General features: G+C 61.6%; 21 protein-coding genes and 1 pseudogene. All 22 read left to right on the plus strand.

The window, feature by feature from the left end:
* Positions 1–487, plus strand: a pseudogene (locus tag PCA31118_RS17495) (P-type conjugative transfer protein TrbL); the annotation flags it as partial.
* Between the two features lie 18 nt (positions 488–505).
* Positions 506–1,210, plus strand: a complete 705-nt coding sequence (gene trbF, locus PCA31118_RS17500; protein ID WP_150626405.1) for a conjugal transfer protein TrbF — start codon at positions 506–508, stop codon at positions 1,208–1,210.
* Positions 1,207–2,199, plus strand: coding sequence for a P-type conjugative transfer protein TrbG (trbG, locus tag PCA31118_RS17505; protein WP_150626406.1), 993 nt, complete (start codon positions 1,207–1,209; stop codon positions 2,197–2,199). Before trbF ends, trbG begins: the two co-directional genes overlap by 4 nt.
* A 2-nt stretch (positions 2,200–2,201) precedes the next feature.
* On the plus strand, positions 2,202–3,473 hold the full coding sequence (locus PCA31118_RS17510) for a TraB/TrbI/VirB10 family type IV secretion system protein (RefSeq protein ID WP_150626407.1): 1,272 nt from the start codon (positions 2,202–2,204) through the stop codon (positions 3,471–3,473).
* Entirely contained in the window at positions 3,470–3,715 is a 246-nt protein-coding gene (locus PCA31118_RS17515; RefSeq protein ID WP_150626408.1) for a DUF2274 domain-containing protein, read from the plus strand. Before PCA31118_RS17510 ends, PCA31118_RS17515 begins: the two co-directional genes overlap by 4 nt.
* A gap of 142 nt (positions 3,716–3,857) precedes the next feature.
* Entirely contained in the window at positions 3,858–4,589 is a 732-nt protein-coding gene (locus PCA31118_RS17520; RefSeq protein WP_150626409.1) for a hypothetical protein, read from the plus strand.
* Positions 4,590–6,602: 2,013 nt separating this feature from the next.
* The gene (mnmG, locus tag PCA31118_RS17525; protein WP_150626410.1) at positions 6,603–8,585 is read left to right on the plus strand and encodes a tRNA uridine-5-carboxymethylaminomethyl(34) synthesis enzyme MnmG; all 1,983 of its coding nucleotides are present in this window, start codon (positions 6,603–6,605) and stop codon (positions 8,583–8,585) included.
* Between the two features lie 12 nt (positions 8,586–8,597).
* Positions 8,598–9,275 carry a 16S rRNA (guanine(527)-N(7))-methyltransferase RsmG gene (gene rsmG, locus PCA31118_RS17530; RefSeq protein WP_150626411.1) on the plus strand — a complete coding sequence of 226 codons (678 nt, stop codon included), beginning with the start codon at positions 8,598–8,600 and terminating at the stop codon, positions 9,273–9,275.
* Between the two features lie 5 nt (positions 9,276–9,280).
* Complete coding sequence (locus tag PCA31118_RS17535; RefSeq protein ID WP_246190293.1) at positions 9,281–9,856, plus strand: lipocalin family protein; 576 nt, start codon at positions 9,281–9,283, stop codon at positions 9,854–9,856.
* A gap of 222 nt (positions 9,857–10,078) precedes the next feature.
* Positions 10,079–10,849 carry a ParA family protein gene (locus PCA31118_RS17540; protein ID WP_150626413.1) on the plus strand — a complete coding sequence of 257 codons (771 nt, stop codon included), beginning with the start codon at positions 10,079–10,081 and terminating at the stop codon, positions 10,847–10,849.
* A gap of 27 nt (positions 10,850–10,876) precedes the next feature.
* Positions 10,877–11,776, plus strand: a complete 900-nt coding sequence (locus PCA31118_RS17545; protein WP_150626414.1) for a ParB/RepB/Spo0J family partition protein — start codon at positions 10,877–10,879, stop codon at positions 11,774–11,776.
* A gap of 105 nt (positions 11,777–11,881) precedes the next feature.
* Positions 11,882–12,997 (plus strand): SLC13 family permease, encoded by a 1,116-nt coding sequence (locus PCA31118_RS17550; protein ID WP_150626575.1) that lies wholly within the window; start codon positions 11,882–11,884, stop codon positions 12,995–12,997.
* Between the two features lie 243 nt (positions 12,998–13,240).
* Entirely contained in the window at positions 13,241–13,747 is a 507-nt protein-coding gene (locus tag PCA31118_RS17555) for an ATP synthase subunit I (protein WP_150626415.1), read from the plus strand.
* Positions 13,748–13,816: 69 nt separating this feature from the next.
* The gene (gene atpB, locus PCA31118_RS17560) at positions 13,817–14,665 is read left to right on the plus strand and encodes a F0F1 ATP synthase subunit A (protein WP_150626416.1); all 849 of its coding nucleotides are present in this window, start codon (positions 13,817–13,819) and stop codon (positions 14,663–14,665) included.
* Positions 14,666–14,747: 82 nt separating this feature from the next.
* Positions 14,748–15,014 carry a F0F1 ATP synthase subunit C gene (atpE, locus tag PCA31118_RS17565; RefSeq protein ID WP_044457493.1) on the plus strand — a complete coding sequence of 89 codons (267 nt, stop codon included), beginning with the start codon at positions 14,748–14,750 and terminating at the stop codon, positions 15,012–15,014.
* Between the two features lie 125 nt (positions 15,015–15,139).
* Positions 15,140–15,610 carry a F0F1 ATP synthase subunit B gene (locus PCA31118_RS17570; RefSeq protein WP_044457492.1) on the plus strand — a complete coding sequence of 157 codons (471 nt, stop codon included), beginning with the start codon at positions 15,140–15,142 and terminating at the stop codon, positions 15,608–15,610.
* A gap of 2 nt (positions 15,611–15,612) precedes the next feature.
* Complete coding sequence (locus tag PCA31118_RS17575) at positions 15,613–16,143, plus strand: F0F1 ATP synthase subunit delta (protein WP_044457491.1); 531 nt, start codon at positions 15,613–15,615, stop codon at positions 16,141–16,143.
* A gap of 50 nt (positions 16,144–16,193) precedes the next feature.
* A complete protein-coding gene (atpA, locus tag PCA31118_RS17580; protein ID WP_044457490.1) occupies positions 16,194–17,735 on the plus strand; it encodes a F0F1 ATP synthase subunit alpha in 1,542 nt (513 codons plus the stop codon).
* A gap of 88 nt (positions 17,736–17,823) precedes the next feature.
* Positions 17,824–18,711: a F0F1 ATP synthase subunit gamma gene (atpG, locus tag PCA31118_RS17585; RefSeq protein ID WP_150626417.1), complete on the plus strand. Its 888-nt coding sequence runs from the start codon at positions 17,824–17,826 to the stop codon at positions 18,709–18,711.
* 61 nt (positions 18,712–18,772) lie between these two features.
* Entirely contained in the window at positions 18,773–20,164 is a 1,392-nt protein-coding gene (gene atpD / locus PCA31118_RS17590) for a F0F1 ATP synthase subunit beta (protein WP_023598336.1), read from the plus strand.
* A gap of 147 nt (positions 20,165–20,311) precedes the next feature.
* Entirely contained in the window at positions 20,312–20,728 is a 417-nt protein-coding gene (locus tag PCA31118_RS17595; protein ID WP_150626418.1) for a F0F1 ATP synthase subunit epsilon, read from the plus strand.
* 410 nt (positions 20,729–21,138) lie between these two features.
* A complete protein-coding gene (locus PCA31118_RS17600; RefSeq protein WP_150626419.1) occupies positions 21,139–22,857 on the plus strand; it encodes an AMP-binding protein in 1,719 nt (572 codons plus the stop codon).
* Positions 22,858–22,895 lie beyond the last annotated feature (38 nt).

Genomic DNA, 22,895 nt, shown 5'->3' on the forward strand with positions numbered 1-22,895 from the left:
CGTGGGCGCAGCGGCCACGGGCGTCGGCGGCGCCGTCGCTGCCGGCGCACGCATGGCCCCGGCTGCGGCCAAGCTGGCAGGCAGCGGTGCGCGTGCCGCTGCCGGGGCGGCCAGCAGCGCGAAGTCGGCGTTCCAGGCCGGCTCCGCGTTCGCTGGCGGTGGCCTCAAAGGCGCAGCCGCCGGCGTGGGCAATGTCGCCAAGACCGGCGCGCAGGCGGCCGGGCAGAAGGTGGCCGATGGGGCGCGCTCGATGAAAGAGCACGTCGCTGCCGCCTTCCGACCCGATGACCCTGCCGCGTCTGGGGGCTCGCAGGGCGGTGGCGATACCGCTGCTTCACCTACTGCTGCCGAACAGCCCGCTTGGGCCAAGCGCCTGCATCGCAGGCAGCAACTCACCCATGCCGCGACGACCGCCGCCCACACGCTGCGCGGTGGCGATGGCGGCAGCTCCAGCCAAGGGCCGAGCTTGCGCGATTCCGATTCCTGATCCTCAAGGAGAACACCCATGCGATTCAAACGCCCGCAGGTGCGCTATGCCGACACGCCGCAGCCTGCTACCCCTTACCAATCCGCCGCACAGGTGTGGGACGAGCGCATCGGCTCGTCCCGCGTGCAGGCGAAGAACTGGCGCTTGATGGCCTTCGGCTGCCTCGCGCTCGCGCTGCTGATGGCCGGTGGCCTGGTCTGGCGCTCGGCGCAGTCCATCGTCACGCCCTATGTGGTGGAGGTGGACAACGCGGGCCAGGTGCGTGCCGTGGGCGAAGCCGCCACGCCGTACCGGCCCAGCGATGCGCAGATGGCCTACCACCTGGGCCGCTTCATCGGCCTGGTGCGCTCGCTGTCCATCGACCCCATCGTGGTGCGGCAGAACTGGCTCGATGCCTACAACTACACCACCGACAAGGGCGCCGTGGTGCTCAACGACTACGCCCGCGTGAACGATCCGTTCGCGCGCATCGGCAAGGAGTCGGTGACGGTGCAGATCACCAGCGTGACCCGCGCCAGCGACACGTCTTTCAACGTGCGCTGGACGGAAACCCGCTACGTCAACGGCGCCCTGGATCGCACCGAACGCTGGAACGCGGTGATTTCCATCGTGCAGCAGACCCCGCGCACCGAGCAGCGCCTGCGCAAGAACCCCTTGGGCATCTACGTCAACGGACTGTCGTGGAGCCGCGAACTGGAAGGAAACGAAGGAGCAAAACCATGAATGCGATTTTCCGTAAATCCGCCTTGCCGCTGATCTTGCTTGCCCTCGCAGGCTGCGCCACGCAGGGCAAGCCGCCGCCGACCATCTCGCTTGATGAGCCCGTGCAGGCCCAGCCGCTGCCCGAGGCGCCGAAGCCGGTGGAGGTTGTGGCCGTGCCCGAGGTGTTGCCGATGCCGGCGCAGATGAAGCCTGTACCGGATGCCAAGTCAGCGGCAGAACCCGCCGATGAAACCGTGCGCGTCTCGCGTGCCAACGCCGAGGCGCGCATCGCACCGACGCGCGAGGGCTACGTGAACGCGATCCAGGTCTGGCCCTTCACCGATGGCGCGCTGTACCAGGTCTATGCGGCCGTGGGCCGCGTGACCGTGATCGCGCTCCAGCCCGGTGAGGAACTGGTGACGGTCGCCGCTGGCGACACGGTGCGCTGGATCGTGGGCGACACATCGAGCGGCAGCGGCGATGCGCTGCGCGTCAATGTGATGGTCAAGCCGATCCGCTCGGGCCTGAAGACGAATCTTGTCATCACCACAAGCCGACGCACCTATCTGCTGGAGCTGACCTCGACCGAGAAGACGTGGATGGCCTCGGTGTCCTGGGAGTATCCCAAGGACAAGATGCTGGCCTTGCAGCGCCAGGCGCAGGCGGCCAGCGCTGCTGCGCCGGTGGAGAGCGGCCTGTCGCTGGAGAAGATCCGTTTCCGCTACGCGGTCAGCGGCAGTAATCCGCCGTGGAAGCCGCTGCGCGCCTTTGACGATGGCGAGAAGGTCTATATCCAGTTCCCGCCGGGCATCGCCCAGGGCGAGCTGCCGCCGCTGTTCGTGATCGGCGCGCAGGGCGACGGCCGGCTCGTCAACTACCGATTCCGCTCCCCGTACTACATCGTGGATCGGCTGTTTGGCGCGGCCGAACTGCGTCTGGGCGGGCACAAGGGCGACGTGGTGCGGATCGAGCGCAATGACGGAGCGGCAGCGGGCACGCGGAGGAACTGACCATGAGCCAGGACGACACCCCCGACCGTGCCGCGCCGCAAGCGGGCAAGGTCGCGCCCGAGGCGGTGGCGCTGCGCGTCCAACCGCGTGCCGTGACCCGGCTGAACCGGCGCACGCTGGCCGTCCTCGTCGGCGGCCTGTCGGTCGCCGTGCTCGGGACCACGATCTGGTCGCTGCAACCGCACCGGCGCGGCGCGGGCGAGCAGACCGAGCTTTACAACGTCGATCGCGTGTCCAAGTCCGAAGGGTTGGACGGCTTGCCGGCCGACTACTCCAAGCTGCCGCAGAAGGTGCACGAGCTGGGGCCGCCGCTGCCGGGCGATCTTGGCCCCGCCATCGTGGCCTCGCAGCAGCCGGTGACGCCTACCTATGCGCCGCCTGGCCATGACCCGGCGGACGCCTTGCGCAAGGAGGCCGACGCCGCTGCGGCTTCGGCGGTGTTCTTCCGCTCGGGCCAGCAGGGCAAGGCCGCAGCGCCAGCCACGGCCCAAGGCGCTGCGGCTGCGCCGGGCAGCGCCTTGGCGGGCTTCGACCCGCTGGCGGCTGGGCCTGCCTCGACGGCGGCCCAGCCTGTCGACCCGACCGCCACGCAGAACCGGCAAAACCAGAAGGAGGCGTTCTTGAAAGGCGGTTCTACGGAAACCCGCAATTCCGGCAGCTTGCAGATGCCGGCCTCGCCGTATCAGGTCATGGCCGGAACGGTGATCGCGGGTGCGCTCGTGACGGGCATCAAGTCGGACTTGCCGGGTGATGTGATCGCCACGGTGACGGAGCCGGTCTACGACTCGGCCACGGGCAAGTTCCTGCTGATCCCGCAGGGCTCGCGCATCCTGGGCAAGTACAACAGCCAGGTGAGCTATGGGCAGAGCCGCGTGCAGGTGGTGTGGAACCGCATCATCCTGCCCGACACGTCTTCGTTGAAGCTCGATAACCTGGCGGGCACCGATCCCGCCGGCTATGCCGGCCTGGAGGATGGGGTCGATTGGCATTGGGATCGGGTCTTTGCCGGCGCGGCCCTGACCACGCTGCTAGGCGTGGGCGCCGAGCTGGCCGCGCCGCAGAACCGGCAGGACGGCAACCGCGTCATCGTCGCCGGGCGCGACAGCCTGCAGGACAGCGTGAACCAGGTAGGCCAGGAGATGACCCGGCGCAACATGAACATCCAGCCGACGTTGACCGAGCGGCCGGGCCTGCCGGTTCGCATCATCGTCAACCGCGATTTGGTACTGCGGCCGTACCAGCCGCTGTTCTTCAACAGGGGAGCGATGCAATGAACACGACCAAGAACCTGCGGCTAGGGCCGCTGCCGAAGCTGGAATCCACAAAGCTGACCTTCGCGTGTCCGGCCGGCTTGAAGGCTGACCTCGACCGCTACGCTGCGCTGCACGCGCAGACTTACGGCGAGGCGGTCGATGCTGCGACGCTGATTCCGCACATGCTGGAGGCGTTCATGGCAGGGGATCGGGGTTTTCGGCGCAAGGCGCAGAAGAGCCCGCCATCGCCCGCTCCAACCTGATCCTGCTAAAATTGAGGCTATGCACGGGTAGGTGCTGGCCGTCCGCAATGGCAAAGTTCACTCACTACCAATGGCAATTTCCATTGGAATCTTGATCGGATTCCTACTGAGCGGGCCCTAGGAGTCTTCGATTGAGAAACCAATGAAGATAAGCACCATCACATGGGCCGATCTGGCTCGCATTAAGAAGGCTGCCAAGGCGGCCAAAGCTGCACTCCCAGACCTGACGCATATGCAACGGCTTGATGCTATTGCTGCGGCCGAGTATGGAGTGCGCCACTTCCACGAACTGCAAAAGCGCTATGACGCGCAGGTAGCCAGCCACGTTGACGTGGACGGCGGTGCACACCATTGCCGCTTCTGCTCCTTCACCTTCGATGGGACGCTGCCCGCCGACATTAAGACGCACAGCGAGCGGCATCAGCACTTCGAGGAGGCGCAGGCAGTGTTGGGCTTCGTGCCGATGCCGTACAAAGAACGCGAGCAGATCAAGCGCATCGGGTATGAGTGGATGCACTCGTCCGACGCGGGAACTCAGCGGCGAGGCGCGCTGGTAGTTCTGCTCTCTCACTTCGAGCGGTCGATGGGTCGCGCGGTCGATGGTGGGCGCTGGCACAAGCATCCGTATCTGACGGAGTACCTTGCGTATGCACTGCCTGGCGCGGCCTTTATCCCCGAGCCGATTCGCCAGCGACTCGCCAAGGAGTTCGGCGAGCAACCTGGAGTCATTGCAGCCGGTTCGACAGACTGGCCTTCGCAGGCCACCGTCGAGTTGAGCCGCTCTGCCTCCGATGCCGTGGACTCCACGCGGCTCCGCGAAAACCTGTCGCAGGCGGCAAAGGCCGCAGCGGAGGAGACCTCGATCCCAAGTTGATTCGGGACACCACAATGCCCTCCAGGGCACGCCGATGCTTGCTACCGACGTGCCCCTATGTGGCTCCTAGGCTTCAAAGTGCGCCCACCGGAGAATGGCCCGAATTGGGCCTAACTGATTGTGGCGTATGGGGATTTGCTCAAATCCGAGCCAGCCACAAGGACTTGACATCAGACATTTTTCATTTCCGCGACGCATCGGTGGGGCATAGATGAATAGCGAACGGTCGTTCGCGTGCGCCATCCGTCCCCAATTCTCTTGGGCCGGACACAAACTTCGGTTCTCAAGTGTGCTAGGTCACTTATTCACAGTTGCTTGTGGATATGTGTGGGTAACGCAAAGCTATGGCGCACTGCCGCAATAAGGGGTTGCGGGATTTTTTCGAATTTCGAGTGAAATTCGTGTTCGATGTTATCCACAGAAAAGCAAATTCCTGAAATGGAATTTCGACGGCGATGGTGGGGTGTGGATAACGCGAGGCATTTGGGGATGACGAAGCGTGTTTTTGCTTTTTGCGTTGTCGTTTTGCTTTTTTGGTTTCACGTGGAACGTGGCAGTTTTACACCACGTCCCTGTAATTCGTCGTCGCTTCTGTCTTGCTTCCGGGTAGTGCGAACTGGGGGCACCCTGACTACGCTCCAACTTAAAGTCGCTCCGTCAGGGCGCCCCCAATTCGCACCGGTCGGACGTCCGAATTTTGTCGTCGCTTATAGGCTCACGCTTTTTCATCGGTCGCTGTGGTGCGCCTTGCTTAGTGCCATTTCCGACGCTCAAGCCGTTGTTCCGCTTCTCCTGGAACACCGCATCCCGCTAACACGACACCACTCTTACATATGTCCGGGCAGTGGGTATCGGGGGTGCCCTGACTGCGCTCCAACTTAAAGTCGCTCCGTCAGGGCACCCCCGATACCCACCTCTCACACGTCCCGAGAAGAATCGCAGTCGCATCGGTCTCGTCCGCAATTTCAAATTCCGTTACGACGGCGACGCCAATAGCTAGATGTTCGTTGGCTCTGGACTGCGACTTCCTCAAGATCTCCCTCATCTATCTTCAAACGGCTTCGTGGGATTCCTTACCGCTGTGGCAGGACGAACACATTCCGCGAGAACTTCGATCGTCACTCTCACGACCGCTGGCGGCACGTAGTCGCTAACCCCTTAAATAATTGCTGTCTGCTATGGAGCACGTTCGGTTTCACGTGAAACAGGGCACGACCGTCTTATCGAGTTTTACTCGGGCGCTCGTGTGGCGGAGATTACCGGTGCCCTGACGGAGCGACTTTAAGTTGGAGCGCAGTCGGGTGCCGGTGATCTCCGCTGCCCGGAGGTGGGAGTAGGAGAGGCGGCGGTGAAGGGTTGTGGTCTTGTTGGGCGGTGAGGTGCACGAAGCGTCGGCCCACGGCGAAAACCCCTTACGTTTCACGTGAAACAAGGAACGACCGGTTCACCGGGTTTAACTCGGATGCTCCCTTGGCGGAGATCAACGGTGCCCTGACGGAGCGACTTTAAGTTGGAGCGCAGTCAGGGTGCCGTTGATCTCCGCTGCCCGGAGGTGGAGTAGGAGAGGCGGCGGTGAAGGGTTGTGGTCTTGTTGGGCGGCGAGGTGCACGAAGCGTCTGCTTACTGCGAAAACCCCCTACGTTTCACGTGAAACAAGGAACGACCGGTTCACCGTGTTTTACTCGGATGCTCGCTTGGCGGAGATTACCAGTGCCCTGACGGAGCGACTTTAAGTTGGAGCGCAGTCAGGGTATCGGTGATCTCCGCTGCCCGGAGGTGGGAGGAGGCGAGGGAACGGTGAAAGGTTGTGGTCGACGGGGGCTGGCAAACTCCGCCGAAAGCATCTAATCACCATGAGATCCCCACGTTCCACGTGAAACAGTCCCCAAAGCCGTCGCTTTGCACGCACGTTCCACGTGAAACACATACGTGGTTACAAATGATGCACTGCAATGCCGCTATAATTCCGCAATTACCGAATCCAGAGAGTTTGCCGTTAGCGGCAATATTGCGATGCTTTATCCGACCGAGTTTGATGTGATCGTGGTGGGTGGCGGCCATGCCGGCACCGAGGCTGCGCTCGCCTCAGCCCGCATGGGCTGTAAGACGCTTCTGCTCACCCACAATATCGAGACGCTCGGCCAGATGAGCTGCAATCCCTCCATTGGCGGGATCGGCAAAGGCCACCTCGTCAAAGAGGTCGATGCCCTTGGCGGTGCCATGGCGGCCGCGACAGACGAGGGCGGTATTCAGTTTCGGATTCTGAACTCGTCCAAAGGCCCGGCGGTTCGTGCTACCCGCGCCCAGGCCGACCGTCTTCTCTACAAGCAGGCCATCCGTCATCGACTGGAGAATCAGCCGAATTTATGGCTGTTCCAGCAAGCCGTCGAAGATCTTATTGTCGAAGGCGAGCGTGTCGTGGGGGCCATCACGCAAGTGGGCCTCCGTTTCCGCGCTCGCGCTGTCGTGCTGACCGCGGGGACCTTCCTCGATGGCAAGATCCACGTCGGCCTCAACAATTATGTCGGTGGGCGCGCCGGCGATCCGGCCGCCATCACCCTTTCCGCACGACTCAAAGAGTTGAAGCTTCCGCAGGGGCGGTTGAAGACCGGGACGCCACCGCGCATCGATGGTCGCTCCATCGACTTCTCCGTGCTGGAAGAGCAGCCCGGCGACCTCGATCCCGTGCCGGTGTTTTCGTTTCTCGGGCGCCCGGACCAGCATCCGCGACAAGTGCCTTGCTGGGTGACGCATACCAACGAGCGCACGCACGACATCATTCGCGGCGGCCTTGACCGGTCGCCGATGTACACCGGCGTCATCGAAGGCGTGGGGCCACGCTACTGCCCGTCGATCGAAGACAAGATTCATCGCTTTGCCGACAAGACGTCGCATCAGATCTATCTTGAGCCCGAAGGCCTGACGACCAACGAGTTTTACCCGAACGGTATCTCTACCAGCCTGCCCTTCGATGTGCAGCTTGAGCTCGTTCGATCGATGAAAGGCATGGAGAACGCGTACATTTTGCGTCCCGGCTATGCCATCGAGTACGACTACTTCGATCCGCGCGGTCTGCGTAGCTCGCTTGAAACGCGCGTCATCTCCGGCCTGTTCTTCGCGGGGCAGATCAACGGGACGACCGGCTACGAAGAAGCCGCCGCACAAGGCCTGCTCGCAGGCATCAACGCCGCATTGCAGGTGCAAGGGCGCGACGCCTGGTGCCCGCGCCGCGACCAGGCGTACCTCGGCGTGCTCGTCGACGATCTGATTACGCGGGGCGTGTCCGAGCCGTATCGTATGTTCACCAGCCGGGCGGAATACCGACTGTCGCTGCGGGAAGACAACGCCGACATGCGTCTGACGGAAGTCGGGCGTGAACTGGGCGTGGTCGACGACATTCGTTGGGAAGCGTTCTGCCGCAAGCGCGATGCTGTTTCACGTGAAACAGAACGTCTCAAATCGACGTGGGTAAATCCCAAGACCTTCCCGGCGGAAGATTCGGTGCCGTTGCTGGGGAAGGCTATTGATCACGAGTATTCATTGGCAGACCTGCTACGTCGACCGGAGGTCGGATACGACGCGCTGATGGCAGTGCAGGGCGGTCGTCTTGCGCCGGCATCGCCACTGTCCGATGACGTACTGCAAGCCAACCAGATTCGCGAGCAGATCGAGATTGCGGTGAAGTATCAGGGCTACATCGACCGTCAGGCCGACGAAATCGTGCGCAAGGAAGCGAACGAGAATACGGTGCTGCCCGCGAACATCGATTACAACGACGTACGTGGATTGTCGATCGAAGTGCGCCAGAAGCTCAATGCGCAGCGCCCGGAAACGCTCGGGCAGGCATCGCGCATCTCGGGCGTGACGCCTGCCGCGATCTCGCTGCTCATGATCCATCTCAAGAAGGGGCTCGGTCGCCGACGTCCGGCGGGAAATCCGTCCACCGATACCCACGGTGCTGCCGACGGCGATGCCGGCGACCAGCACGCTGCCTGACGCGGAGGCCTCATGACTGCTCCGCGTAGTGCCGCTGTCGGCGGCAACGAACTCGCCACCCTATTGGCAGACGGCATCCGGCAACTCGGTCTGACGATCGATGCCGGACAGCAGGCACGACTGCTCGATTACCAGATGCTGCTGGCGAAATGGAATGCCTCGTTGCAGATGACCTCGATTCGCGATCCGCAGCAAATGGTCGTCAAGCATCTGCTCGATTCGCTCTCGATCCTGCCGCGTCTCGATCGCGAGCCGATTTCACGTGTGCTGGACGTCGGCTCGGGGGGCGGGCTACCGGGGGTAGTGCTCGCAATCGTACGCCCCGACTGGCAAGTGACGGTGAACGACATCGTTCACAAGAAGACTGCTTTCCTCACGCAAGCCCGTGCCACGTTCAAGCTGTCCAACCTCACAGTCGTCACCGGACGCGTCGAGTCGCTCGTCGTGGGCAAAGAAGTCCCCGCGCCGTTCGATGCCATCGTCTCGCGCGCCTTTGCCGAGTTGTCCGATTTCGTCACCCTCGCACGTCACTTGCTGGCGCCCGACGGCAGCTTCTGGGCGATGAAGGGTGTCGCCGCAGAAAGCGAACTGACATTGCCGGAAGGCTGCGAATTGATCGAACGTCTGGCCTTGCAGGTGCCATTTCTCGACGCTGAGCGTCATTTGCTCCGCGTAAAGGTTACGGGATGACCCGAATGACTCGTTGGACCGGCGCCGTGATGGTCGGATTGTCGGTGGTCGCCGCTGTGGCATGGGCGCAGTCCGGCCAGGAATCGCTGACTACGCGCGTGCGTCCCGTGCAGAAAATCGACAAGACGCGCTATGTCGGCACCTGGTACGAAATAGCACGCTACCCAAATTTCTTCGAGCGAAAATGTGTGTCGGACGTCACCGCTGAGTATGTCGCCCGGCCGGACGGCAACATCGACGTTACGAACAAATGCCGCAAGGAAGACGGCACCTGGGCGAGCGATTCCGGCGTGGCGCGTACCGACGGGCAGGGCACCGGCACGGCACGCTTCAAAGTGACGTTTGCGCCGGACTGGTTGCGCTGGATTCCCTGGCTTTGGGCGAACTACTGGGTTATCGTGCTCGACGGTGACTATCAGTATGCCGCTGTTGGAGAGCCAAGTCGCGAGTATCTCTGGATCCTCTCGCGCACGCCGAAGATCGACGACGACACACTGAATCAAATGCGTGCCCAGTTGCGCAAGCAAGGTTACGACACCGACAAGTTGGTGTTGACGCCCCAGAAGGCAAGCGCGCCCTGAGCACCTCGTGCCGACAGTCGCAGGTCGGCCAGCACGCGGTAACACGCGGCAAACAAGGCAATAACTGAGCTTTGCTCAGATAATCGAATCAGCGGGACGCTTTTGCCAAGGGTGACAACTGCTCGCTTCGCGGTCGTTATTCGTGGCGCCCGAGCGCACGCATCCCGGCATCACTCTGCACCAATCGCATCAACACGGCAGCAATCGGAGGACTACATCGGCATGGCGAAAATTTTCTGCGTGGCCAATCAGAAGGGCGGCGTCGGCAAGACGACCACCACGGTGAACCTCGCTGCCGGACTGGCGTCGCACGGGCAGCGTGTCTTGTTGGTCGACCTCGATCCGCAAGGCAACGCGACGATGGGCAGCGGTATCGACAAGGCCTCGCTCGAGACGAGCGTCTACGAGGTGCTGGTCGACGGCATCGACGTGAGCACGAGCGCACAGCGCTCGGAGACGGGGAACTACGACGTGCTGCCCGCCAATCGCGAACTGGCCGGCGCGGACGTCGAGCTCGTCTCGCTGGAGAATCGCGACACGCGTCTGAAGCAAGCGCTGGAGAAGGTCGACGGCGAGTATGATTTCGTGCTCATCGACTGCCCGCCAACGCTTTCGCTCCTGACCCTTAACGGGTTATGTGCCGCCCATGGTGTCATCATTCCGATGCAGTGCGAATATTTCGCGCTTGAAGGACTGTCCGACCTCGTCAACACGATCAAGCAGGTGCACGCGAATCTGAACCGTGACCTCAAGGTGATCGGTCTGCTGCGCGTGATGTTCGATCCGCGCATCACGTTGCAGCAACAAGTCTCGGAGCAATTGAAGTCGCACTTCGGCGACAAGGTTTTCAACGCGATCATCCCGCGCAACGTGCGGCTCGCCGAAGCGCCGAGCTACGGCATGCCGGGCGTCGTTTTCGATCCCGCCTCGCGCGGTGCGAAGGCGTACCTGGACTTCGGCGCGGAAATGATCGCGCGCATTCGAACTATGTAAGGCGCATTCGCGCAGGAACGCATTGTCATGGCGACCAAGACCAACGCACTGAAAAAAAAGGGCCTGGGCCGCGGCCTCGAAGCGCTGCTGGGCGCCCACGCCGATAACCATAACGGCGCTGAGCAAGCGAGCGGCGACGGCACACCCTCGGTGATGGCGCTCGACCGCCTTCAGGCCGGCAAGTATCAACCGCGTACCCGCATGGATGAAGGAGCGTTGCAGGAACTTGCGGCGAGCATTCGCGCGCAAGGACTGATGCAGCCGATTCTGGTGCGGCGTATCGATGGTGAGAAGTACGAAATTATTGCCGGTGAGCGACGCTTTCGCGCAGCACGCATTGCCGGACTCTCCGAAGTGCCGGTGCTGGTGCGCGACGTCCCCGACGAAGCCGCCGCCGCGATGGCGCTCATCGAGAATATTCAGCGCGAAGACCTGAATCCGCTTGAAGAAGCGCAAGGCATCCAACGACTGCTCGGCGAATTCAATTACACGCACGAGCAAGCGGCGGAATCGCTCGGTCGTTCGCGCAGTGCGGTGTCGAACCTGCTGCGTCTGCTCAATCTCGCACACCCGGTGCAAACGATGCTGCTCGCAGGCGATCTCGATATGGGACACGCACGCGCGTTGCTCTCTGTCGATGCTGCCACGCAGATCACGCTGGCGAATCAGGTGGTGAACAAGCGACTGTCGGTGCGCGACACGGAGCGTATCGTGAACGCTTCGCTCAAGCCGCAAGGTGACGGCATTCGGCGTCGCTCGGCGGAAGAGGGCGGTCGCGACGTCACCCGTCTCGAAGAGGAGCTGTCGGATCTGCTCGCCTCGAACGTCAAGATCAAGGTCGGCCGCAAGGGCGCCGGACAACTGACGATCGAGTTCGGTAGCCTCGATGCGCTCGACGGTATTCTCGCGCGCATTCGCGCGGAATAATTTCGGCGTCCTGACGATACTGTCGTGAGCCATCCGACTGGCGATCCGCCAGAGAATTCACGCGCCGCGAAAACGACGTCTCACGCGAGCGTCGCGTCGCGTGTCGTGCGTGCGCTGCATGTGACCTACGAGCGGGTGCGTGGCGACCGCGTACTGCTCATTCTGCTCGCGGCGTTCGTCGTGCTGCAAATTGCGAAGCCCGTGAGCCTCGGCGAGCTGTTCGCGCGCATCGACCGGCACACGATTCTCACGCTCGCGGGTTTGCTCATGCTCACGCGCGCCATCGACCAGAGCGGTTTTCTCGATTGGCTCGCCCAACGGTTGCTCCGCGCGTTTCGCACCGAACGTCGCCTCGCCTTGCTGATGGTCACGTTCGCCGCCGCACTTTCCACGCTGCTGACCAACGACGTGGCGCTGTTCGCTGTCGTTCCGCTTGCGCAGTCGCTCGCCCGCATCGCACCGGTCCGCATCGAGCGACTCATCATCTTCCTCGCGCTGGCAGTCAATGCCGGTTCGAGTCTCACCCCGCTCGGCAATCCCCAGAATCTGTTTCTTTGGCAGCAAAGCGGCATGGGCTTCGGCGCCTACGTTCTCATGATGACGCCCATCACCCTTGCGCTCATGGCGATGCTGCTCGCCGTGTGCGCGTTCGCATTCGATTCGCGGGCATTGCATTTTCAGCGACAGGGGCCCAGGCATGATGTGCGCTGGCCGCTGCTATGGATCTCACTGGCGTTGTTCGTCGTTTTCGTGACGCTGGCCGATCATGGTTTCGCTGCCTGGGCGTGCGCCGGCGTGACCGCCGTGCTGATCGTTGCACGGCGCAATGCCGTGCTCGGTATCGACTGGTTGCTGCTCGCGATCTTCGTGCTGATGTTCGTCGTGTTGCGGGGCGTGGCCGGCTTGACGGAGGTTCGCGCAGCGCTCGGGCACTTCGATTTCTCCCACGGACCGATGGCCTACGGCGGGGCGGCGGTCTTGTCACAATTCATCAGTAACGTTCCCGCTGCGATTCTGCTCGCGGAGTATTCGCACAATTGGCCGGCGCTCGCCCTTGGCGTTGCCGTTGGCGGATTCGGACTGGCCGTGGGCTCGCTGGCCAATCTCATCGCATTGCGCATGGCGAAATCGGAACGTATCTGGTGGCATTTCCACTATCTCTCCATCCCGTTTTATCTGGTGGCACTTCTAATCGGGTTCATTGCACTGAAATGGGTCTGAACGCGCACGGAACGCAGGTCAGCTGCGGGGAATGTGCGGCGTTTGCGCGTAATGTCGCGCTGCACCATGAGGGAAATTGCACTCCGTGAGAGTTGGCGCCAAATCGAAGCATGCACTGTGCAGTTTCGGCGAATTTGTTGCGCGTTTAGATTGACTGGCCTTCGTAATTTCCCGTAAAATCTCGCGGGTTTAACTGCTTGAAGAGCCCATTCGTTTGTACGAGTCGGGCGGGGAGGCTGCGAGATGACCGAGAAATCACGGTCGAACTTCGAACCCGAACCGCAAGCGCCGGCACGTGCAGCATACGAGGCCTGGGACGACGAGCAGGAGCAGGAAAAACCTATCGTTCCACTCACGCGTGCGCAGGCCGAGCGCCTGTTCGGTCCCGATGTGGGGCGCGCGTCAAGTGTGACTCCATTCAGGGTGGTGGGAGCCCAGGTACTGCTGTCGCTGATAGCGACGCTGGCCTGGTGGCTACTGTCGGCATCGCCACGAGACGCGGCGCTGTCCGCATGGCTGGGTGGAATGATCGGTTGGATCCCGGGCGCGCTGTTTGCGCTTCGGCTAAGAATTTCAGGTGATCGTGTCTCCGTCGGTTCATTGGTGACGGGAGAGGCGATCAAGGTAGCAACGACGATCGCGTTATTGGTGGCGGTGGCGTACGGATTTCCAGGAGTTCACTGGATCGCGCTTCTGATCACCTTCGTGCTCACGCTCAAAGTCTATTGGCTGGCGATGGCACTGAAGTAGCGGTGGAAAACCGCTCGCGCGTCGACACGCTACCGTGTGCGGATTTTCATAATTGGGTGTTTGATCGCTATGTCAGTAGAAGCCGGCCACGCTCCGAACCCGTCGGAGTACATTTCGCACCACCTGCAAAACCTCGCGAGCTCGACGCAGACTAGCATCGTCGATTTCTCGATCATCAACTGGGACACGATGTTCTGGTCGATCGCGATGGGCGTTCTGGGCTGCTTCATTCTGTGGATGGCGGCGCGTAAGGCCACCGCGGGCGTGCCGGGCCGTTTTCAGGCAGCGGTCGAAATGCTCGTGGAAATGGTCGAAGACCAGTCGAAGAGCATCGTGCACGGCAATCGTGCTTTCATCGCCCCGCTGGCGCTGACCGTTTTCGTCTGGGTCACGCTCATGAACTCGCTGGACTTGCTGCCGGTCGATCTGCCGTCGAAGGTGATCGAATGGGTGGGTCTGGGTTCCATCATCACGCATCACCGCATTGTGCCGACGGCCGACCTTAACGGCACGCTCGGTATCTCCGTCGGCGTGCTCATTCTGATGCTGTTCTACAGCTTCAAGATCAAGGGCACGGGCGGCTTCATGCACGAGCTGTTCACCGCACCGTTCGGCAACCACTTCCTGCTGTGGATCCCGAACCTGCTGCTCAACATCATCGAATTCTGTGCCAAGACCGTGTCGCTCGGTATGCGACTGTTCGGCAATATGTACGCCGGCGAACTGGTGTTCCTGTTGATCGCCTTGCTGGGCGGTATCTGGAGCTTTGGCGCAGATGCGTCGGTGCTGGGTTTTGTCGGCCACGTCATTGCCGGCACCGCATGGGCGATTTTCCACATCCTGATCGTGCTGCTCCAGGCGTTCATCATGATGATGCTGACGCTGGTGTATATCGGTCAGGCGCACGACCATCACTGATCGGTCGTCGCGGAAGCAACGTTTTTCGGTTTTTCAGTTTTTCAAATTTAAAGTTTCAAGTCTCTAACCAAAAGGAGTAATCATGCAAGCTTTCATCGCCAACATCCAGGGTCTGACCGCCATTGCTATCGGCATCATCATCGGTCTGGGTGCTATCGGCGCCTGTCTGGGTATCGCGCTGATGGGCGGTAAGTACATCGAAGCGTGCGCCCGTCAGCCCGAGCTGATGAACCCGCTGCAAACGAAGATGTTCCTGCTGGCCGGCCTGATCGACGCTGCATTCCTGATCGGTGTGGGCGTTGCCATGCTGTTCGCCTTCGCGAACCCGCTGCTGTCGCGCCTCGCCTAAGTTTCTTTCGGCCGGTTGCGCAATGACATGCGCGACCCACTGGACATGAACGGCGCGCCCAAGCCAGCTGGCACAATGGGGCGCGCTGTTTTGCCAATCGACTCGCATCACCGAAAGGAAACACCGTGAACATAAACGCAACTCTGTTCGCGCAAACCGTCGTGTTTCTGATCCTGGCATGGTTCACGATGAAGTTCGTGTGGCCGCCGCTGATCAAGGCTATCGACGAACGCGCGAAGAAAATCGCTGACGGTCTGGCTGCTGCCGATAAGGGCAAGGCCGAACTCGAAGCCGCCAACAAGCGCTCCACGCAAGCCCTCGCGGAAGCCCGCGACGAAGGCGCGAAGCGTATTGCCGACGCCGAGAAGCGTGCACTGGCCGTGGCCGAAGAGATCAAGACGCAGGCGCAAGCCGAAGCGGCTCGTATCATCGCCAACGCCAAGGCAGAAGCCGAGAATCAGGCCGTCAAGGTCCGTGAATCGCTGCGCGAAGACGTGGCTGGTCTGGCAGTGAAGGGTGCCGAGCAGATCCTGAAGCGTGAAATCGACGCCAAGGCCCACGCCGACCTGCTGAACCAACTCAAGGCAGAGCTCTGATCATGGCCGAACTCGCTACCATCGCTCGTCCGTATGCCGAAGCGTTGTTTCGCGTGGCCAAGTCCGGCGATCTGAATCGCTGGTCGCAGCTCGTGCGCGAACTGGCGCAAGTGGCAGCGCTGCCCGAAGTGGCCAATCTGGCCGACGATCCGAAGGTCGCCCCGTCGCAAGTCGTCGACGTGCTGACCGCTGCCGTCAAATCGACCGACGCCGAAGTGCGCAACTTCGTCGCCGCTGTGGTCGAGAACGGCCGTCTGGCTGCCATGCCGGAAATCGCCGAACAGTTCGAAGCGTTGAAGAACGCTGCTGCCGGTTCGGCAGACGCCACGATCGAAAGCGCCTTCCCGCTCGAAGGTGAGCAACTGACCTCGCTGGTCAAGGGCCTCGAGCACAAGTTCGGCTGCAAGCTCAACCCGAGCGTGACGGTAGATCCGTCGCTCATCGGCGGCGTGCGTGTGGTGGTTGGCGACGAGGTGCTGGACACTTCGGTGCGCGCCCGCCTGGCGGCTATGCGGACGTCGCTGACGGCCTGAGGCCGGCGCGAAACGCCTGCGACGGCAAGAATTGAATATCAGGAGCACATATGCAACTCAATCCCTCTGAAATCAGCGAACTGATCAAGAGCCGGATTCAAGGTCTCGATAGCGGCGCCGAAGTCCGTAACGAAGGCACCGTGATCTCGGTGACTGACGGCATCTGCCGCATTCACGGTCTGTCGGACGTGATGCAGGGCGAAATGCTCGAATTCCCGGGCAACACGTTTGGTCTGGCACTGAACCTCGAGCGCGACTCTGTCGGCGCCGTGATTCTGGGCGAGTACGAGCACATCTCGGAAGGCGATACCGTCAAGTGCACGGGCCGCATTCTGGAAGTGCCGGTCGGCCCGGAACTGAAGGGCCGCGTCGTTGACGCACTGGGCCAGCCGATCGACGGCAAGGGTCCGATCAACGCGAAGGAAACCGACGCCATCGAAAAGATCGCCCCGGGCGTGATTTGGCGTAAGTCGGTGTCGCAACCGCTGCAAACCGGTACGAAGGCTATCGACGCCATGGTGCCGATCGGCCGCGGCCAGCGTGAGCTGATCATTGGTGACCGTCAGACGGGTAAGACCGCTGTGGCCATCGACACGATCATTTCGCAGAAGGGCAAGGGCGTGACCTGCGTCTACGTCGCGATCGGCCAGAAGGCTTCGTCGATCATGAACGTGGTGCGCAAGCTCGAAGAGCACGGCGCGATGGAATACACGATCATCGTGACCGCCACCGCTTCGGACTCGGCCGCCATGCAGTTCATCGCACCGTACTCCGGTTGCACGATGGGCGAATACTTCCGCGATCGTGGCGAAGACGCACTGATCATTTATGACGACTTGACCAAGCAAGCCTGGGCCTATCGTCAGATCTCGCTGCTGCTGCGCCGCCCGCCGGGCCGTGAAGCTTACCCGGGTGACGTGTTCTATCTGCACTCGCGTCTGCTCGAGCGTGCGGCTCGCGTCTCGGAAGAGTACGTCGAGAAGTTCACCAACGGCGCAGTCAAGGGCCAGAGCGGCTCGCTGACGGCACTGCCGATCATTGAAACGCAAGCCGGTGACGTGACCGCATTCGTTCCGACGAACGTGATCTCGATTACCGACGGCCAGATCTTCCTGGAAACCGACCTGTTCAACGCCGGTATCCGCCCCGCAATCAACGCCGGTATCTCGGTGTCGCGTGTGGGTGGTGCAGCGCAGACGAAGGTCATCAAGAAGCTGTCGGGCGGTATCCGTACCGACCTCGCACAGTACCGTGAGCTTGCTGCGTTCGCGCAGTTCGCCTCGGATCTGGACGAAGCGACCCGCAAGCAGCTCGAGCGCGGTCGCCGCGTGACGGAACTGCTCAAGCAGCCGCAATTCGCACCGCTGCAAGTGTGGGAGCTGGCCGTTTCGCTGTTCGCCGCCAACAACGGCTATCTGGACGATCTCGAAATCGCTCAGGTTCTGCCGTTCGAAAAGGGTCTGCGCGAAGTTCTGAAGACCAGCCACGGCGCACTCATCGGCCGTATCGAAGAGACCAAAGATCTCTCGAAGGACGACGAAGCTGCCCTGCACGCTGCGGTCAAGGACTTCAAGAAGACCGGCGCTTACTAATCCGGTTGAATCGGTAACTATTCAACGGACCCGGGAAGGCGCGATATTCGGGCAGCAACGAATGTCGCGCCGAGACAAGGAGTAAGCAATGGCTGGAATGAAGGAAATTCGCGGCAAGATCAAGAGCGTGCAAAACACGCGCAAGATCACCAAGGCCATGGAAATGGTGGCCGCGTCGAAGATGCGCAAGGCGCAGGAACGCATGCGTCATGCCCGGCCGTACGCTGACAAGGTGCGCCAGATTGCCGCGCATATGGGCCAGGCGAATCCGGAATACCACCACCCGTTCATGGTGAAGCATGCCGACGCAAAGGCGGCCGGCATCATCGTGGTGACGACGGACAAGGGCCTGTGCGGCGGCTTGAACACCAACGTGCTGCGTGCCGTGGTGACCAAGCTCAAGGAAATCGAAGCACAGGGCCTGAAGATCGAGGCCACCGCGATTGGCGGCAAGGGCTTCGGTTTTCTGAACCGTATCGGCGCGAAGGTGGTTTCGCACGTTGTGCAACTGGGCGACACCCCGCACCTCGACAAGCTGATCGGCGCTGTGAAGTTGCAGCTCGACGCGTATGCCGAAGGCAAGCTCGATGCCGTGTACCTGGCTTACAACCGCTTCGTCAACACGATGAAGCAGGAAGCCGTGGTGGAGCAACTGCTGCCGCTGCCCGAGAAGCTGGAAGGCGAATCGGAAGAAGCGAGCGCGGTGCCGGCACAGCATTCGTGGGACTACATCTACGAACCGGATGCAAAGACGGTCGTCGATGCCCTGCTGGTGCGTTATGTCGAAGCTGTCGTGTATCAGGCAGTCGCAGAGAACATGGCGTCGGAACAGTCCGCCCGGATGGTGGCCATGAAGGCCGCTTCGGATAATGCAAAGACCGTGATCGGTGAATTGCAGATGGTCTACAACAAGGGCCGTCAAGCAGCGATTACGAAGGAACTGTCCGAAATCGTGGGTGGCGCCGCCGCAGTGTAAGCGGTGGCACGGGCCGATGCGCCGTAAGGCGAAATGAATTTGAGTATCTAAAGGAAAAGCGATGAGTACTGCTTTGATTGAAGGCAAAATCGTACAGTGCATCGGCGCCGTTATCGACGTGGAATTCCCGCGCGACAGCATGCCGAAGATCTACGACGCGCTCACCATGGAAGGTTCGGAACTGACCCTCGAAGTCCAGCAGCAGCTGGGCGACGGCGTTGTCCGTACCATCTGTCTGGGTTCCTCCGAAGGCCTGCGCCGCGGAATGACGGTGCAAAACTCGGGTCTGCCGATCACGGTGCCGGTCGGTAAGCCGACGCTGGGCCGCATCATGGACGTGCTGGGTCGTCCGATCGACGAAGCCGGCCCGATCGCCAAGGATCACACCCGTTCGATTCACCAGAAGGCTCCGGCATTCGACGAGCTGTCGCCGTCGACGGAACTGCTCGAAACCGGCATCAAGGTTATCGACCTGATCTGCCCGTTCGCCAAGGGCGGCAAGGTGGGTCTGTTCGGTGGCGCCGGCGTGGGCAAGACCGTGAACATGATGGAACTCATCAATAACATCGCCAAGGAACACGGCGGTTATTCGGTGTTTGCCGGCGTGGGCGAGCGTACCCGTGAAGGGAACGACTTCTACCACGAAATGAAGGACTCGAACGTTCTGGACAAGGTTGCACTGGTGTATGGCCAGATGAACGAGCCGCCGGGCAACCGTCTGCGCGTCGCGCTGACCGGTCTGACGATGGCAGAGCACTTCCGTGACGAAGGTCGCGACGTGCTGTTCTTCGTGGACAACATCTACCGTTTCACGCTGGCCGGTACCGAAGTGTCGGCACTGCTCGGCCGTATGCCGTCGGCCGTGGGCTATCAGCCGACGCTGGCTGAAGAAATGGGTAAGCTGCAAGAGCGTATTACGTCGACCAAGACCGGCTCGATCACGTCGGTGCAAGCCGTGTACGTGCCTGCCGATGACTTGACCGACCCGTCGCCGGCAACCACCTTCGGTCACTTGGACGCCACCGTCGTTCTGTCGCGTGACATCGCCTCGCTGGGTATCTACCCCGCAGTCGACCCGCTCGACTCGACCTCGCGTCAGATCGACCCGAACGTGATTGGCGAAGAGCACTACACGGTGACCCGTCGCGTGCAATCGACGCTCCAGCGTTACAAGGAACTGCGCGACATCATCGCAATTCTGGGCATGGACGAACTGTCGCCGGACGACAAGCTGGCCGTGGCCCGCGCGCGTAAGATTCAGCGTTTCCTGTCGCAGCCGTTCCACGTGGCGGAAGTGTTCACGGGCTCGCCGGGCAAGTACGTTCCGCTCAAGGAAACGATCCGCGGCTTCAAGATGATCGTCGACGGTGAGTGCGACCACCTGCCGGAGCAGGCGTTCTACATGGTTGGCACGATCGACGAAGCGTTCGAAAAAGCCAAGAAGATGCAGTAAACGGTTGAGTGTCGGGCGACGGCGGAGTCTCGCGAGAGACGCCACCGTATCCCGGCAGGTGACTGTTGCGGGGCGGGGTAGCGAAGCGAGGACGGCAACGTCCGGACCGGCGCGCCTGCCGCTTCATCACACTCAACGGGAGCGATTATGGCAACCATTCACGTAGACGTCGTCAGCGCGGAAGAGGAAATCTTCTCGGGTAAGGCGCGCTTTGTGGCGCTGCCCGGCGAAGCCGGCGAGCTGGGCATTTTGCCCGGCCACACGCCGCTGATCACGCGTATCAAGCCGGGTGCGGTTCGCATCGAGGACGAAGCAGGCAACGAGGACTTCGTCTTCGTGGCAGGCGGCATTCTCGAAGTGCAACCGGGCACGGTGACCGTGCTCGCCGACACCGCCATCCGCGGCAAGGATCTGGACGAAGCGAAGGCCACTGAAGCCAAGCGTCGTGCAGAAGAAGCAATGTCGAACAAAGAATCGAACATCGAGTACGCAACTGCTCAGGCCGAACTGGCCGAAGCCATTGCTCAACTCGCCGCGATTCAGAAACTGCGCCAACGCAAGTAAAGTCGTTACCAACGACGGGTGACGGCCTCGCGCCGCACCCTGTCGGACGATTTGCCGAGATGATCGTTTCAGGACGTTCGTCGCGGCGCACAGAGAGCGAAAGCCCCATGCATGCAAGTGCGTGGGGCTTTTGTTTTTCCCGGTCAGAATCCTGTCGCCACCAGTGTCGACGACCGACACATGCCCGACTCAGGGCCATCCCCACTCCAAACGTCACTCAAATTACGTTAACGTAAACGTCAAGTCAGCGTGACGCGCTATTGTTATGAACAGAGATTCGCGGCCGATATGGCACGGTAGCTTCCGACATGAAAGCGCCGTCGTTGCCGTCGCGGTCGTCGCCACTGCCGTCGCCGCCGTCGTCACGCAGCAGCAGTCACCACTTCAGCAATGCTTCAGGAGACAAAGGCATGGAAAGTCGGGAAGGTGCGGGCGTTGTACCTCGTAATGGACTGTCGTATGTGAAGGGTGATACCAACGTACCGCTGTCGACGTTGACGGTGTTCGGGCTGCTCGCCGAGACGGCGGCGAAGTTTCCGGAGCGGCAGGCCGTCGTATTTCGCGAGCAGGGCGTGGACTGGACGTGGCGCGAGTTCATTGCGCACGTGGACACCTTTGCCGCCGGACTGATTTCCCTCGGCCTGAAGAAGGGCGATCGCGTCGGGATCTGGTCGCCGAACCGCGTCGAATGGCTGGTCACGCAATTTGCCACCGCCCGCGTGGGATTGATTCTCGTGAACATCAATCCCGCCTATCGGATGGCGGAACTGGAGTATGCGCTCAACAAGGTCGGCTGCAAGGCGCTGGTCGCGGCGGAGTCGTTCAAGACCTCGCGCTACCTCGACATGCTCAACGTGCTGGCCCCGGAACTGGCGACCTGTGCGCCCGGGCAGCTTCAGTCGGAAAAATTCCCGACGCTGCGCACCGTCATTCGCATGGGCGAGCACACCACGCCCGGCATGATGAATTTCAGCGACGTCGTGACGCTCGGCGCGGATGCCGATCTCGACGAACTGCGCCGCATCTCCGACGGACTCGATTGCTTCGATCCCATCAACATTCAATTCACGAGCGGCACGACCGGTAACCCGAAAGGCGCGACGCTCACGCACCACAACATCGTCAACAACGGTCGGTTCATCGCCATGGCGATGCGTTTCTCCGAGCATGACAGCCTGTGCATCCCGGTGCCGTTCTATCACTGCTTCGGTATGGTGCTGGCCGTGCTCGCGTGCGTATCCACGGGCGCCACGATGGTCTTCCCCGGCGAAGCGTTCGATCCGAAGGCCACCATGGCGGCTGTCTCCGAAGAAAGCTGCACGGCATTGCATGGCGTGCCGACGATGTTCATCGCGCAACTCGACCACCCGGAGTTCGGCAACTATCACTTCGACTCGCTGCGCACCGGCATCATGGCCGGCTCACCGTGCCCCATCGAGACGATGAAGCGCGTGATCGATCAGATGCACATGAGTGAAGTGACCATCGCTTACGGCATGACGGAGACGAGTCCGGTGTCGTTCCAGACGACCACGACCGACCCGCTCGAAAAGCGCGTGACCACGGTCGGGCGCGTGCAGCCGCACCTCGAAGTCAAACTCGTCGATGCGGCGGGCGAGATCGTGCCGGTGGGCGAGAAGGGCGAACTTTGCACGAAAGGCTACTCGGTGATGCAGGGCTATTGGGACGACGAGCCGCGCACGCGCGAAGCGATCCGCGATGGCTGGATGCACACCGGCGATCTGGCGACGATCGACGAGCAGGGGTACTGCAACATCGTTGGCCGGGTGAAGGACATGCTCATTCGCGGCGGGGAAAATATCTATCCGCGTGAGATCGAGGAATTCCTGTTCCGTCACCCGAAAGTCCAGGCCGTGCAGGTATTCGGCGTGCCGGACGCGAAGTACGGCGAGGAAGTCTGCGCCTGGATCATCCTCAAGCCCGGTCAGCACGCCACGGAAGACGATATCCGCGCGTTCTGCAAGGACCAGATCGCGCATTACAAAATTCCGCGTTACATCCGGTTCGTGGATGAGATGCCGATGACGGTCACGGGCAAGGTGCAGAAGTTCGTCATGCGCGAACAAATGGTCGAGTCGCTGGGACTGCACGAAGAAAAGACCGCCTGAGCGGGCGGTAACGACGTCGCGCAAATGCGGGGCGGGAG

It is taken from the genome of Pandoraea captiosa, assembly GCF_902459775.1.
GTDB classification, from domain to species: Bacteria; Pseudomonadota; Gammaproteobacteria; order Burkholderiales; family Burkholderiaceae; genus Pandoraea; species Pandoraea captiosa.

Excerpts from the sequence above, each read along its gene's own strand:
- trbF (WP_150626405.1), top strand. The coding sequence starts at position 506 with ATGCGATTCAAACGCCCGCAGGTGCGCTATGCCGACACGCCGCAGCCT.
- trbG (WP_150626406.1), top strand. The coding sequence starts at position 1,207 with ATGAATGCGATTTTCCGTAAATCCGCCTTGCCGCTGATCTTGCTTGCC.
- PCA31118_RS17510 (WP_150626407.1), top strand. The coding sequence starts at position 2,202 with ATGAGCCAGGACGACACCCCCGACCGTGCCGCGCCGCAAGCGGGCAAG.
- PCA31118_RS17515 (WP_150626408.1), top strand. The coding sequence starts at position 3,470 with ATGAACACGACCAAGAACCTGCGGCTAGGGCCGCTGCCGAAGCTGGAA.
- PCA31118_RS17520 (WP_150626409.1), top strand. The coding sequence starts at position 3,858 with ATGAAGATAAGCACCATCACATGGGCCGATCTGGCTCGCATTAAGAAG.
- mnmG (WP_150626410.1), top strand. The coding sequence starts at position 6,603 with ATGCTTTATCCGACCGAGTTTGATGTGATCGTGGTGGGTGGCGGCCAT.
- rsmG (WP_150626411.1), top strand. The coding sequence starts at position 8,598 with ATGACTGCTCCGCGTAGTGCCGCTGTCGGCGGCAACGAACTCGCCACC.
- PCA31118_RS17535 (WP_246190293.1), top strand. The coding sequence starts at position 9,281 with ATGACTCGTTGGACCGGCGCCGTGATGGTCGGATTGTCGGTGGTCGCC.
- PCA31118_RS17540 (WP_150626413.1), top strand. The coding sequence starts at position 10,079 with ATGGCGAAAATTTTCTGCGTGGCCAATCAGAAGGGCGGCGTCGGCAAG.
- PCA31118_RS17545 (WP_150626414.1), top strand. The coding sequence starts at position 10,877 with ATGGCGACCAAGACCAACGCACTGAAAAAAAAGGGCCTGGGCCGCGGC.
- PCA31118_RS17555 (WP_150626415.1), top strand. The coding sequence starts at position 13,241 with ATGACCGAGAAATCACGGTCGAACTTCGAACCCGAACCGCAAGCGCCG.
- atpB (WP_150626416.1), top strand. The coding sequence starts at position 13,817 with ATGTCAGTAGAAGCCGGCCACGCTCCGAACCCGTCGGAGTACATTTCG.
- atpE (WP_044457493.1), top strand. The coding sequence starts at position 14,748 with ATGCAAGCTTTCATCGCCAACATCCAGGGTCTGACCGCCATTGCTATC.
- PCA31118_RS17575 (WP_044457491.1), top strand. The coding sequence starts at position 15,613 with ATGGCCGAACTCGCTACCATCGCTCGTCCGTATGCCGAAGCGTTGTTT.
- atpA (WP_044457490.1), top strand. The coding sequence starts at position 16,194 with ATGCAACTCAATCCCTCTGAAATCAGCGAACTGATCAAGAGCCGGATT.
- atpG (WP_150626417.1), top strand. The coding sequence starts at position 17,824 with ATGGCTGGAATGAAGGAAATTCGCGGCAAGATCAAGAGCGTGCAAAAC.
- atpD (WP_023598336.1), top strand. The coding sequence starts at position 18,773 with ATGAGTACTGCTTTGATTGAAGGCAAAATCGTACAGTGCATCGGCGCC.
- PCA31118_RS17595 (WP_150626418.1), top strand. The coding sequence starts at position 20,312 with ATGGCAACCATTCACGTAGACGTCGTCAGCGCGGAAGAGGAAATCTTC.
- PCA31118_RS17600 (WP_150626419.1), top strand. The coding sequence starts at position 21,139 with ATGGAAAGTCGGGAAGGTGCGGGCGTTGTACCTCGTAATGGACTGTCG.